9 protein-coding genes are annotated in these 12,781 nt (G+C 60.3%); 8 read left to right on the plus strand and 1 reads right to left on the minus strand.

Annotation, left to right across the window (positions count from 1 at the left end; translation table 11 throughout):
* Positions 1-2,470 (minus strand): retention module-containing protein (locus SNL23_RS30090; protein ID WP_318304560.1); only part of this gene is annotated, 2,470 nt, incomplete at its 3' end.
* A 338-nt stretch (positions 2,471-2,808) separates the two neighbouring features.
* Between SNL23_RS30090 and SNL23_RS30095 the strand changes: the two genes are divergently transcribed.
* The 8 genes from SNL23_RS30095 (at position 2,809) to SNL23_RS30130 (ending at position 12,635) form a co-directional block, all read left to right on the plus strand.
* On the plus strand, positions 2,809-4,167 hold the full coding sequence (locus SNL23_RS30095) for a TolC family outer membrane protein (RefSeq protein WP_076015599.1): 1,359 nt from the start codon (positions 2,809-2,811) through the stop codon (positions 4,165-4,167).
* 41 nt (positions 4,168-4,208) lie between these two features.
* The gene (locus SNL23_RS30100) at positions 4,209-6,365 is read left to right on the plus strand and encodes a type I secretion system permease/ATPase (protein ID WP_167665619.1); all 2,157 of its coding nucleotides are present in this window, start codon (positions 4,209-4,211) and stop codon (positions 6,363-6,365) included.
* On the plus strand, positions 6,355-7,719 hold the full coding sequence (locus SNL23_RS30105; protein WP_318304561.1) for an HlyD family type I secretion periplasmic adaptor subunit: 1,365 nt from the start codon (positions 6,355-6,357) through the stop codon (positions 7,717-7,719). Before SNL23_RS30100 ends, SNL23_RS30105 begins: the two co-directional genes overlap by 11 nt.
* 176 nt (positions 7,720-7,895) lie before the next feature.
* Positions 7,896-8,789 carry a TauD/TfdA dioxygenase family protein gene (locus SNL23_RS30110; protein WP_318304562.1) on the plus strand — a complete coding sequence of 298 codons (894 nt, stop codon included), beginning with the start codon at positions 7,896-7,898 and terminating at the stop codon, positions 8,787-8,789.
* 14 nt (positions 8,790-8,803) lie between these two features.
* Positions 8,804-9,829: an ABC transporter substrate-binding protein gene (locus tag SNL23_RS30115; protein ID WP_167665622.1), complete on the plus strand. Its 1,026-nt coding sequence runs from the start codon at positions 8,804-8,806 to the stop codon at positions 9,827-9,829.
* A 1-nt stretch (position 9,830) separates the two neighbouring features.
* Complete coding sequence (locus SNL23_RS30120) at positions 9,831-10,682, plus strand: ABC transporter ATP-binding protein (RefSeq protein ID WP_318304564.1); 852 nt, start codon at positions 9,831-9,833, stop codon at positions 10,680-10,682.
* A 12-nt stretch (positions 10,683-10,694) separates the two neighbouring features.
* Positions 10,695-11,543 (plus strand): ABC transporter permease, encoded by an 849-nt coding sequence (locus SNL23_RS30125; protein ID WP_003218225.1) that lies wholly within the window; start codon positions 10,695-10,697, stop codon positions 11,541-11,543.
* A gap of 171 nt (positions 11,544-11,714) precedes the next feature.
* Positions 11,715-12,635, plus strand: coding sequence for a LysR family transcriptional regulator (locus SNL23_RS30130; protein WP_318304565.1), 921 nt, complete (start codon positions 11,715-11,717; stop codon positions 12,633-12,635).
* Positions 12,636-12,781: the final 146 nt, after the last annotated feature.

The following is a 12,781-nucleotide window of genomic DNA, read 5'->3' on the forward strand; positions in this document are numbered from 1 at the left end:
TTTTACCCGCATCAATGGTAATAACTTGGCCGTTAGACAGGGTCACGGTCACCGGCGCTTGAGCTTCGTTGCTCAAGGTCGCGGTGTAGGTGATCTGACCGCCTTCGGTGATTGCGGTGTCAGTGGTCGACAGCGTCACGGTGGTGGTGTCGATCGAATCCGAAATGACGGTGGTTGGCGGATTAGTGTTGTCCGGTACCAACTTCTCGAAATTACCGCCAGTAGCGGTGGTGATCGTGGTGCTAACGGTCGAACCGTTGTTGTAGACGTCATTGACCGGAGTTTGGAAAACCACGGTACCCGTGGTTTTACCGGCATCAATGGTGATCACCTGGCCGTTGGACAGAGTCACGGTCACTGGCGCATGAGCTTCGTTGCTCAAGGTCGCGGTGTAGGTGATCTGACCGCCTTCAGTGATCGCAGTGTCGTTAGTCGACAACGTCACCGTCGTGGTATCAACCGAGTCGGTGATCGTTGTCACCGCTGGCGTAGTGCTCGGCACCAGGTTCTCAAAATTACCGCCAGTAGCCGCGGTAATGGTGGTGCTAACCGTCGAACCATTGTTGTAAACATCATTGGCTGGCGTATCGACGACAACCGTCCCGGTGGACTTCCCGGCTTCAATGGTAATCACCGAGCCATTGCTCAAAGTGACGGTCACCGGTGTCTGCGCTGGGTTAGTCAGGGTAGCGGTGTAAGTAATCTGACCGCCTTCGGTCACGCTTTCGCCCGCCGTCAGGGAGACGGTGGTGTTGTCGATCGAATCGGTAATGGTGGTAACCGCTGGCGTAGTCGCCGGCACCAGGTTCTCGAAGTTACCGCCGGTAGTCCCGGTAATCGTGGTGCTGATGGTCGAGCCGTTGTTGTAAACATCATTGGCTGGCGTATCGACGACAACCGTCCCCGTGGACTTTCCGGCTTCAATGGTGATCACCGAGCCATTGCTCAAGGTGACAGTCACTGGCGTCTGCGCGGGGTTGGTCAGGGTAGCGGTGTAAGTGATCTGACCGCCTTCGGTCACGGTATTACCGGCCGTCAGCGTGACCGTAGTGGTATCGATCGAATCGGTAATGGTGGTAACGGCTGGCGTAGTTGCCGGCACCAGGTTCTCGAAGTTACCGCCGGTAGTCCCGGTAATCGTGGTGCTGATGGTCGAGCCGTTGTTGTAAACATCATTGGCTGGCGTATCAACGACAACGGTCCCCGTGGACTTCCCGGCTTCAATGGTAATCACCGAGCCATTGCTCAAGGTGACAGTCACTGGCGTCTGCGCGGGGTTGGTCAGGGTAGCGGTATAAGTAATCTGACCGCCTTCGGTCACGGTATTACCGGCCGTCAGCGTGACCGTAGTGGTATCGATCGAATCGGTAATGGTGGTAACCGCTGGCGTAGTTGCCGGCACCAGGTTCTCAAAGTTACCGCCGGTAGCCCCGGTAATCGTGGTGCTGATGGTCGAGCCATTGTTGTAAACATCATTGGCTGGCGTATCGACCACAACCGTCCCGGTGGACTTCCCAGCTTCGATGGTAATCACCGAGCCATTGCTCAAGGTGACAGTCACTGGCGTCTGCGCTGGGTTGGTCAGGGTAGCGGTGTAAGTAATCTGACCGCCTTCGGTCACGGTATTACCGGCTGTCAGCGTGACAGTGGTGGTGTCGACGGTGTCGGTGATTTGGGTCACCGCCGGCGTGGGGTCGGTGGTCAGCACCAGGTTGTTGCCACCGGTGGTGCCGGTGACGGTGACGCTGATCTGGCTTGCATCGATGTACGGGGTGTCGTTGGGGGCCAGGGGCACATTCACGGTGCCCGTCAATTGGCCGGCCGGGATGGTGATCACCGCGCCATTGGACAGGGTGATGCTCAGGTCGCTGGTGGGCGCCTGCGTCACAGTGGCGGTGTAGGTCAGCACGCCGCCAGCTTCGGTGATGGTCGGGGTCGCGCCCAGGGTCAGGGTGGAGGCTTGCAGCACCAGGCCGCCCGCGTCGCTCGCCTGTCCGCCAGTATTCTGGGTCAGGGCCGAGGTGGTCACACCCAGGCCGGCCGTTGGGAAACCAATGGTCGGCGCGACGCTGGCCGCCGTTGCATCCAGCACTACAAAACTATGGCCGCCACCCGCTGCGCCCGTACCGGCTGCGGTCGGCCCTGCTGCGGTAGCTTCCAGGTCGGTGGTCGGGTCGGCGCCGGCAGCGATGGCTTGCTGCAGCTCGGCAACCGACGGCGCGGCCTGGGCAGTGGCTTGGGCCAGGTCGAGGCTGGAGTCCGGCGTGTCGGCGCTCCACTGGGTTTCACGGCCCAGGTCCAGTGTGCGGCCGTCGGCCAGTTCCAGGCTAACGGCGCCCGAGAGGCCGGTGTCTACCTGATCCCCTGCGAACAGTCGGTCGCCTTCGACAAGTACACGTCTGACTCCTTCTGGAGAAATGACGAAAACTTGGCCAACAATGCTTTTGACGATGGCAACAACACTGCTCATTGAAGATTTCTCCGGCGATCCGTTCGGGTAACTTCCATAGACCTGAGCACTGGTTAGCGTCAGTTTGGAGGTGCTTGGACTTTTGACAGGTGATTCGTCAATAATTTGGCTATAATTTTTCGGAATTAACTTTATGCCAAACTATTGACCTTATGGCCGCCATCCTAAACAATCGCCCCACTAATGTCACATTGATATTTATGCGGCGAACCGTCCTACATGTGTGAACCAGTTCCGCTTTTGAACTTTCCGACGTACGGTCATTACGGTTGCCATTTTCCGACACAGCGACTCGATCTGCTGTGATTTGAGACAAGAAGTCCTGGGGAATTTTTGAAATGCGTTTGCACCTGTTTAAGGCACTGCCGTTCGTCCTCGCCGCGAGTTTTGTACACGCCCAAACATTGCCACAGGCCATGCAGCAAGCGCTCGATGTGCATCCTGAAGTTCAGGCCGGCGTAAATAGCCGTATCGCCGCCGACTACCAATTGCGAGCCGCCCAAGGTGGCTACCTGCCGAAGGTGGATTTGGCCGGCGGCTACGGTCGCGAAGGTGTGGACAACTCCACCACTCGTGCCACCAATGGCCGCGGCAACAACCAATGGGACACGCTCAATCGCGGCGAATCGAGCCTGCGCCTGCAGCAAATGATTTTTGACGGTTTTGCCACTTCCAGCGAAGTAGGGCGTCAACAAGCCACCGTTAACTCCCGTGCTTATTCGTTGCTTGGCACCTCCGAGCGCACCGGCCTGACCGTTGCCCAGGTCTACCTGGACGTGCTGACCCGTCGTGAATTCGTACGCCTGGCTGAAGAGAACCTGCGCAACCACGAGCGCATCTACGACCAGATCAAATTGCGCACCCAGCGCGGCGTCGGTAACGGTGCTGACCTGGACCAGGCTGAAGCCCGTCTGGCTCAAGCCCGTAACAACCTGATCACCGAGCAGACCAACCTGGCCGACTCCCAGACTAACTATCTGAGTGCCGTGGGCCAGATGCCTGACCAGTTGGAGCGCCCGGCACCGTTCATGGCAATGCTGCCAGCCGATCTGAACGAAGCGCGTCGCCAGATGCTCGACAACAGCCCGATCCTGCGCTCGGCTGAATCCGACATCGTTGCAACCGAACAGCAGTACCAAGCCGCCAAATCGACGTTTTACCCGCGTTTTGATGCTGAACTCGGCACCAATGCCGACAACAACGTCAGCGGTGACCCGTCCCACAGCAATGGCTGGGAAGCCATGTTGCGCATGCGCTTCAACCTTTACTCCGGTGGCAGCAACAAAGCTGACCTGGAATCCAAATCGGCCCTGTCCAACCAGGCCCTGGATATCCGCAATAACGCCTTGCGCCAGTTGAACGAAGAGCTGGGCCTGGCCTGGAATGCCCTGAACAACGCCAACGCCCAAGTGCCGATCGCCCAGCAATACGTCGATCACAGCACCCGAGTACGCACTTCTTACCAGCAGCAATTCAGTTTGGGCCAACGTACCCTGCTCGATTTGCTCGACAGCGAGAACGAACTGTTCACCGCTTCCCGCCGTTTGGAAGAGATCAAAAATATTCAGTTATTTACTCAGTACCGAATCAAGGCGACCATGGGCGAATTGCTCAAAAGCCAGGGAGTGGTCGCGCCAATGGCCTCCGTCGTGCAAAACGACGTGAAGCCTAAAGTCCAACTGCCCGGGATGAATTGAGTCCCCCCTCAAGCCCCATCTGTTAGTCGAGAGTGCCCCGCGTGGAATCAGAAGTCAGTCGAGTTCATCTCAGTCATGATCCACGCACGCTGCACGACGACCCGTTACTTGACGGGTTGCTTGCGCTTTGCGCATTGCATCAGAAACCTGCCAGCGCGGCGATGCTCACCACTGGGCTGCCGTTGCCTGCGCAACGCCTGAGCGCCGAGCTGTTGCCTCGCGCCGCCGCACGCGCGGGGCTACAGGGGCGTTTGTTGCAACGCAAGCTGGAGCAGATTCCGACCATCGCCCTGCCGGCCTTGCTGTTGCTCAAGGACGGTCGCAGCACGGTGCTGGTCGGTTGGCATGGCGAGGACGAAGCCCGCATTCTGCTCAGCGAAAGCGACGGCGGTGAAGTCATCATCAAGCGCGACGTGTTGGCCGATGATTACACCGGCAAAGTGTTCTTCGCCCAACCCCAGCACAAGTTCGACGTCAACCACGGTACCTTGATCCCCCGTGCCCGCTCCTGGTTCCGCGACACCTTGAAGCGCTCGCGCTGGCTTTACACCGACGCCATCGCGGCCAGCTTCCTGATCAACATCATCGCCATGGCTGCGCCGTTGTTCGTGATGAACGTCTATGACCGCGTGGTGCCGAACCAGGCCACGGCCACCTTGTGGGTGCTGGCTATCGGTATTGCTGGCGCCTACCTGTTCGACCTGATCCTCAAAAGCCTGCGCAGTTTGTGCCTGGACCTGGCCGGGAAAAAAACCGACCTGATCATCTCGGCGACGCTGTTCGAGCGCATTGTCGGGATGTCCATGAAATACCGCCCGGCGCGGGTGGGCAGCTTTGCCCAAAACATCCACGAGTTTCAGAGCCTGCGGGATTTCCTCGCGTCATTGACCCTCACCAGCCTGATCGACCTGCCGTTCACCCTGCTGATTTTCCTGGTGATCGCTATCCTCGGCGGGCACCTGGTGTGGATTCCCGTGCTGGCGTTCCCGCTGGCCCTAGGCATCGGTTATGCCTTGCAAAAGCCCCTGGTGGCGACCATGGAGCGAACCATGGCCCTGGCCGCCGAGCGCCAATCGAGCCTGATCGAAACCCTCGCCGGGCTGGATGCGGTCAAGGTCAATAACGCCGAAAGCGAACGCCAATACCAATGGGAACAGACGATTGGCACCCTCAGTCGCCTGGAGCTGCGGGTGAAGTTGCTGTCGGGCCTGTCGATGAACATGACGCTGCTGATTCAGCAATTGGCGGGCGTCGTGATGATTTGCTTCGGTGTTTACCAGATCATCGACGGCAACCTGAGCATGGGCGGCCTGATTGCCTGCTACATGCTCAGTGGCCGTGCCTTGAGCCCGCTGGCTTCGCTGTCCGGCCTGCTGACCCGCTACCAGCAAGCCAAAGTCACCATGAAATCGGTAGACCAGATGATGGAGTTGCCCCAAGAGCGCAACTTCGAAGAGCGTCCGATGAGCCGCCGCACGCTGCAAGGTGCGATCGAATGCCGGGGCCTGAACTTCACCTACCCGGACCAGCAAAACGCCGCGCTGAAAAATCTCAACCTGGTGATCAAGCCCGGGGAAAAAATCGGCATTATCGGGCGCAGTGGTTCGGGTAAAAGCTCACTCGCCAAATTGATTGTCGGCCTCTACCAGCCTGACTCCGGCGCCTTGCTGGTGGACGGCGTGGACGTTCGCCAGATCGACGTCAGCGAGCTGCGCCATAACATCGGCTACGTACCTCAGGACATCCAACTGCTGGCCGGCACCCTGCGCGACAACCTGGTATCGGGTGCGCGCTATGTCGAAGACGAAATGGTCCTGCAAGCTGCGGAATTGGCCGGCGTCCACGAGTTTGCCCGCCTGCACCCCCAAGGCTACGAGCTGCAAGTCGGCGAGCGCGGGCAGAACCTGTCCGGCGGCCAGCGGCAGAACGTCGCGCTGGCCCGTGCCTTACTGCTCAACCCGCCTATCTTGCTGCTCGACGAACCGACCAGCGCCATGGACAACACCGGTGAAGAACGCTTGAAACAACGCCTGCTAGCTGTGGTGCAAAACAAGACGGTGGTGCTGGTCACGCACCGCGCCTCGCTGCTGTCCCTGGTGGACCGCCTGTTGGTGGTCGATCGGGGTCAGATCCTCGCGGATGGCCCGAAAGCCGTGGTCATGGAAGCGTTGAAGAAGGGGCAGATCAGTGTCGCTTAAGTCCGTCAAAAACTCGATTGGCCGCTACTTCAAAGGCTCCGACTCCCTGCAAGACCAGCCGCTGCCCGAGGTCAACAAAGCACTGATCGAAGATGCGCCGCGGGTCATCCGCTTGACCATCTGGGCGATCATCGCGTTTTTCCTGTTCCTGGTGTGCTGGGCGTATTTTTCCAGCATCGACGAAGTGACGCGCGGTGACGGCAAGGCGATTCCGTCCTCCAAGTTGCAGAAGATCCAAAACCTTGAAGGCGGCATCGTCGCAGAGCTGTACGTCAAGGAAGGCCAGATCGTCGAAGCCGGGGCACCGTTGATTCGTCTGGACGACACGCGTTTTGTGTCCAACGCCGGCGAAACCGAAGCCCTGCGGCTCTCGATGTTGCTGCGGGTCGAACGCTTGAGCGCGCAGGTGGATGACCGCCCGCTGAACATCCCGGACGACGTGCTCAAGGCCGCGCCAAGCCAGGCCGCCAGTGAGCGCTCGTTGTACGACAGTCGCCGTCAGCAGCTCAAGGACGAAGTCGGCGGGTTGCAGGAGCAACTGGTACAGCGTCAACAGGAACTGCGCGAGTTCTCCTCCAAGCAAGGCCAATACCGCAGCCAGCTGTCGTTGCAGCGCCAGGAAATCAACATGTCCGAGCCATTGGTGGCCCAGGGCGCGGTTTCTCCGGTTGAAGTGCTGCGGCTCAAGCGTGCGGAAATGGAAACCCGTGGGCAACTTGATGCAACCACCCTGGCGATTCCCCGTGCCGAATCGGCGATCAAGGAAGTGCAGCGCAAGATCGATGAAACCCGCGGCAAATTCCGCAGTGAAGCCCTGACTCAACTCAACGAAGCCCGCACAGAACTGAACAAGGCCGCGTCTACCGGCAAGGCTCTGGAAGATCGGGTAAGCCGCACCCTGGTGACCTCGCCGGTACGTGGCATCGTCAAGCAACTGCTGGTGAACACCGTAGGCGGCGTGATCCAGCCAGGCAGTGACATGGTGGAAATCGTGCCGCTGAATGACACCCTGCTGGTGGAAGCAAAGATACGTCCGCAAGACATCGCCTTCCTGCACCCGGGACAAGAGGCGGTGGTCAAGTTCACCGCCTATGACTACACCATCTACGGCGGCCTCAAGGCCAAGCTCGAGCGCATCGGTGCCGACACCATCACCGACGAAGACAAGAAAACCACCTACTACATGATCACCCTGCGCACCGACCGCAGCCACTTGGGCACCGATGAGAAGCCGCTGATCATCATCCCCGGCATGGTGGCTTCGGTAGACATCATCACCGGCCAGAAAAGCATCCTCAGCTACCTGCTCAAGCCGATCCTTAGGGCGCGGGCAGAGGCGTTGCACGAGCGCTGATCCCGACTGCACGCCCGGCCGTCCCCTGTGGGAGCCGGGCTTGCCCGCGATGAGGCCCTCCAAAACACCCAAGCGCCATGGCCTGTACAAAAGCCATATCGATATTCGTTAACGGTATTTAAAATGCCGTTCTTATGACTATAAAGTCACTCTCCTGACCGTCCGGGAGTGAACTCATGTCTGCCACCTCTACTGTTCCAACAGCGAACGACACTGCACAAACCTTTGAGATCCGTCCATTTCCCGGCAGTGTCGGTGCCGAGATCATTGGCCTGGACCTGACCCGCCCGGTCAGCGACCAGGACTTCGCCCGCATTCATCGCGCGCACCTGGACTATCACGTCGTGGTGTTCCGCGACCAACGCATCACCCCCGAACAACAGATCGCCTTCAGCCGCCGCTTCGGTGTGCTGCAAATTCATGTGCTCAAACAATTCCTGCTGGCCAACCATCCGGAAATCCTGATCGTCTCCAACATCATCGAGAACGGCCAATCCATCGGCCTGGGAGACGCCGGCAAGTTCTGGCACTCGGATCTCTCCTACAAAGAGCTGCCGAGCCTCGGCTCGATGCTTCATGCCCAGGAGCTGCCGTCCGAAGGCGGCGACACCTTGTTCGCCGACATGCACAAAGCCTGGGACCAACTGCCCGAGCGCCTGCGCAAGGCTGTCGAAGGTCGCAGCGCCGCGCACTCCTACACGGCGCGCTACAGCGAAACCAAATTCGAAGGCAACTGGCGCCCGACCCTCACCCCTGAGCAGCTCGCTCAGGTGGCGGAAGTGGTGCACCCGATCGTACGCACCCACCCGGAAAACGGCCGCAAGGCGTTGTTCGTCAGCGAGGGCTTCACCACCCGTATCGTCGGCCTGCCGGACGATGAAAGCCGTGACCTGCTGGCTCAGCTCTACGCCCACAGCGTGCTGCCCGAAAACATTTATCGCCATCAGTGGCAGCCCCACGACCTGGTGTTCTGGGACAACCGCTCGCTGATCCATCTGGCGGCCGGCTGCCCAAGCCACCTGCGGCGCAAGCTGTTCCGCACCACCATCCAGGGCGACGCGCCTTTCTGATCCGGAGCATGACCATGTCCAAGAAAATCCCATTGGCGCGCCTGGCTGCCACGGTCGGCCTGGGCGTCAGCCTGCTGGCCGGCAGCCTTGTTGCACCTGCCGCCGCCCAGGCCGAAGGCGAGATTCGCATCGCCGAGCAGTTCGGCATCGTCTACCTGTTGCTCAACGTGGTGCGCGATCAGAGCCTGATCGAGAAGTACGGCAAGCAGGAAGGCATCGACATCAAGGTCGACTGGACCCAGCTGTCCGGCGGCGCCGCCGTCAACGATGCGTTGCTCTCCGGTTCCATCGACATCGCCGGGGCTGGTGTCGGCCCGCTGTTGACCATCTGGGACCGCACCCACGGCAAGCAGAACGTGAAAGCCGTCGCCTCTCTGGGCAACTTCCCTTACTACCTGGTGAGCAACAATCCCAAGGTCAAAACCATTGCCGACTTCACCGAAAAAGACCGCATTGCCGTACCCGCAGTGGGCGTCTCCGTACAGTCGCGCTTCCTGCAATACGCCGCGGCCAAGCAGTGGGGCGACAAGGAATTCAACCGCCTCGACAAGTACACCGTGGCTGTCCCGCACCCGGATGCCACGGCTGCGCTGATCGCCGGTGGCACCGAACTGACCGGGCATTTCTCCAACCCGCCGTTCCAGGAACAGGCCCTGACCAACCCGAACGTGCACGTGGTGCTCAACTCCTACGACATCCTCGGCCCGAACTCGCCGACGGTGTTGTTTGCCACCGAGAAATTCCGCAACGACAACCCGAAAACCTACAAGGCGTTCGTCGAGGCGCTGACCGAAGCGGCCCAGTTCGCCCAGAACGACAAAGGCGCCGCCGCCGATACCTACATCCGTGTCACCAAAGCCAAGATCGACCGCGCCGACCTGCTGAAAATCATCGAAAACCCGCAGTTCGAATTCAGCGTCACACCGAAAAATACTTACCCGCTGGCGGAATTCCTCTACCGCGTTGGCGCGATCAAAAACAAACCCGAATCGTGGAAGGATTACTTCTTCCAGGACGCCAAACCGCTGCAAGGGAGCTGACATGAACGCACCCTTGCAAGGCCACACGGCCAGCAACCCGAAAACCACCGAAGCGTTGCTGTCGGTGGACCACGTCAGCCTTGAATACCGCACGCCGGAACGGGTGGTGCGGGCCACCCACCAGGTCAGTTTCGAGATCGACCCGGCGGACCGCTTTGTACTGTTGGGGCCTTCGGGCTGCGGTAAATCCACGCTGCTGAAATCCATCGCCGGCTTTATCAAACCCTGCGAAGGCGAGATCCGTTTGCTCGGGCAAAAAGTCGAGCAGCCAGGGCCGGACCGCATTGTGGTGTTCCAGGAGTTCGACCAACTGCCGCCATGGAAAACCGTCAAGCAGAACGTCATGTTTCCGCTGCTCGCCTCCAAGACCCTCAAGCGTCGCGAGGCCGAAGAACGGGCGCTGTACTACCTGGAAAAAGTCGGCCTTACGGCCTTTGCCGATGCCTATCCGCACACCCTGTCCGGCGGCATGAAGGCCCGCGTGGCCATCGCCCGGGCGTTGGCCATGCAGCCGAAAATCCTGCTGATGGACGAACCCTTCGCCGCCCTCGATGCGCTGACCCGACGCAAGATGCAGGAAGAGTTGCTGCTGCTCTGGGAAGAGGTGCGCTTCACGCTGTTGTTCGTCACCCACTCCATCGAAGAAGCGCTGGTGGTGGGCAACCGCATCCTGTTGCTGTCGCCGCATCCCGGGCGGGTGCGGGCGGAAATCCACAGCCATCAATACGACCTGCACAGCCTCGGCGGTGTGGAGTTCCAAGCTTCGGCGCGGCGCATTCATCGGCTGTTGTTTGATGAAGCGCCCGAGGCGGAAACCGAGCTGGGTTTCGCCGATATCCGCATCGCTTATTGAAGGGTTTCCACCATGCGCCAGGAATATGAAATCACTCTCGAACCGTTGCCCGGTGTTCGCGTAGAGCGCGAGTTGCCGTGGCGTCAGCGCTTGTGGCAACAAGGCTGGCTGCGTAAAAGCCTGATCCTGATCGTGCTCGCGATCCTCTGGGAAGCGGCCGCCCGTTATCAGAACAATGACCTGCTGCTGCCAAGCTTCCTGCAGACCCTGAGCGCGTTCTACGACGGCATGGCCAGTGGCGAGCTGTTGAGCAAGGTCAGCATCTCGCTGGTGGTGCTGATCAAGGGTTACCTGATCGGCATTGTGCTGGCGTTCGCCCTGACCACCCTGGCGGTGTCCACCCAATTGGGTCGCGACTTGCTGAGCACCCTGACCTCGATGTTCAACCCGTTGCCGGCGATTGCCCTGCTGCCGCTGGCGCTGTTGTGGTTTGGCCTGGGGCAGAACAGCCTGATCTTCGTGCTGGTGCATTCAGTGCTGTGGGCGCTGGCGCTCAACACCTATTCCGGGTTTCTCGGTGTCTCGGAAACCCTGCGCATGGCCGGTCGCAATTACGGCCTCAAGGGCATGCGTTTTGTGCTGTTCATCCTGATCCCGGCGGCGCTGCCGTCGATCCTCGCCGGGCTGAAAATCGGCTGGGCGTTTGCCTGGCGCACGCTGATTGCGGCCGAGCTGGTATTCGGCGCCACCAGCGGCAAGGGCGGGCTGGGCTGGTACATCTTCCAGAACCGCAACGAGCTCTACACCGACAAAGTATTTGCCGGCTTGGCAGTGGTGATCCTGATCGGTCTGCTGGTAGAGAACCTGGTGTTTGACACCCTGGAGCGCGTCACCGTGAAGCGCTGGGGCATGCAACGTTAATCACCTGCTGCTCCCTGTAGGAGCGAGCTTGCTCGCGAAAAATGTCCAGGCAACGCGCCCCATCAGGATGCCCGCGTTACCGTTAACGTTCTTCGCGAGCAAGCTCGCTCCTACAGAGAAGCCTGCTACGATTGCGCCAAGTTCACTCCCAACCTATCACGAGTGCTTGGCATGCAATTACCGGACATGAACCTGCTGGTCGCCCTCGACGCCTTGCTCGACGAGGGCAGTGTGGTGGGTGCCGCACGGCGGATGAACCTGAGCCCGGCCGCCATGAGCCGCACCCTCACGCGAATCCGCGAGGCAGTGGGTGATCCGATCCTGGTGCGCGCCGGTCGCGGCCTGGTGCCGACGCCCAAGGCCCTGGAGTTGCAGGGCCAGGTGCGTAATGTGGTGGAACAGGCGGCGCTGCTGTTCCGCTCGGCGGACGAAGTGGACTTGCGCACGTTGCGCCGCCGATTCAGCGTGCGGGCCAATGACTTTTTTGTCGGGGTGTATGGCGGTCGGCTGTTCGACACCATGGAGCGCATGGCACCGCTGTGCGAGCTGCGCTTCGTGCCCGAAGGCGACACCGATGATGAAGCCCTGCGTGAAGGCCGGCTCGACCTGCGGGTGGGCAACACTATGCCGATCACCCCGGAAGTGAAGGTGCAGAACCTGTTCGCCACCACCTTCGTCGGGCTGGCGCGGGAAGGCCATCCGTTGTTCGATGGAGAGATCACCGCCGAACGGTTCGCCAGCTACTCCCACATCAGCATCTCCCGACGCGGCATCGCCCGTGGGCCGATCGACACGGCGCTGAACGCCCAGGGCCTGGAACGTCGAGTCGCCATGATCGCCCCGGGGTTTCACGGCGCGATGTTCATGCTGCCGGACTCCGACCTGATCCTGCCGGTGCCCAAGGAAGCGCTCTACAGCGCCAATCGCCTGAAGCTGCCGTTGCGCGCATTCACCCTGCCAATCTCCCTGCCCACACTGGTGTTGACCCAGGCCTGGCATCCGCGTTTCGACAAAGACCCGGCCCATAAATGGCTACGCGAGACCATGCGTGAATGCTGCGAGGCGACGTGGCAAGAAGCGCAACCCACGTGAGTCGCAAGTGAGCTCGGTCAATATGGGAGCTGGCTTGCCTGCGATGCGGGCGACCCGGTTTTTCAGGAATAGCGAGGTGATGCCATCGCGGGCAAGCCCGGCTCCCACAGAGATCGCCTACATTTTGATCATTGCGTCTGGTGCAC

It is taken from the genome of Pseudomonas sp. SED1 (assembly GCF_034044025.1).
Taxonomy (GTDB): Bacteria; Pseudomonadota; Gammaproteobacteria; order Pseudomonadales; family Pseudomonadaceae; genus Aquipseudomonas.

Bases quoted from the DNA above. Each gene is read 5' to 3' on its own strand.
- SNL23_RS30095 (WP_076015599.1), top strand. From the start codon at position 2,809: ATGCGTTTGCACCTGTTTAAGGCACTGCCGTTCGTCCTCGCCGCGAGT.
- SNL23_RS30130 (WP_318304565.1), top strand. From the start codon at position 11,715: ATGCAATTACCGGACATGAACCTGCTGGTCGCCCTCGACGCCTTGCTC.
- SNL23_RS30120 (WP_318304564.1), top strand. From the start codon at position 9,831: ATGAACGCACCCTTGCAAGGCCACACGGCCAGCAACCCGAAAACCACC.
- SNL23_RS30115 (WP_167665622.1), top strand. From the start codon at position 8,804: ATGTCCAAGAAAATCCCATTGGCGCGCCTGGCTGCCACGGTCGGCCTG.
- SNL23_RS30125 (WP_003218225.1), top strand. From the start codon at position 10,695: ATGCGCCAGGAATATGAAATCACTCTCGAACCGTTGCCCGGTGTTCGC.
- SNL23_RS30110 (WP_318304562.1), top strand. From the start codon at position 7,896: ATGTCTGCCACCTCTACTGTTCCAACAGCGAACGACACTGCACAAACC.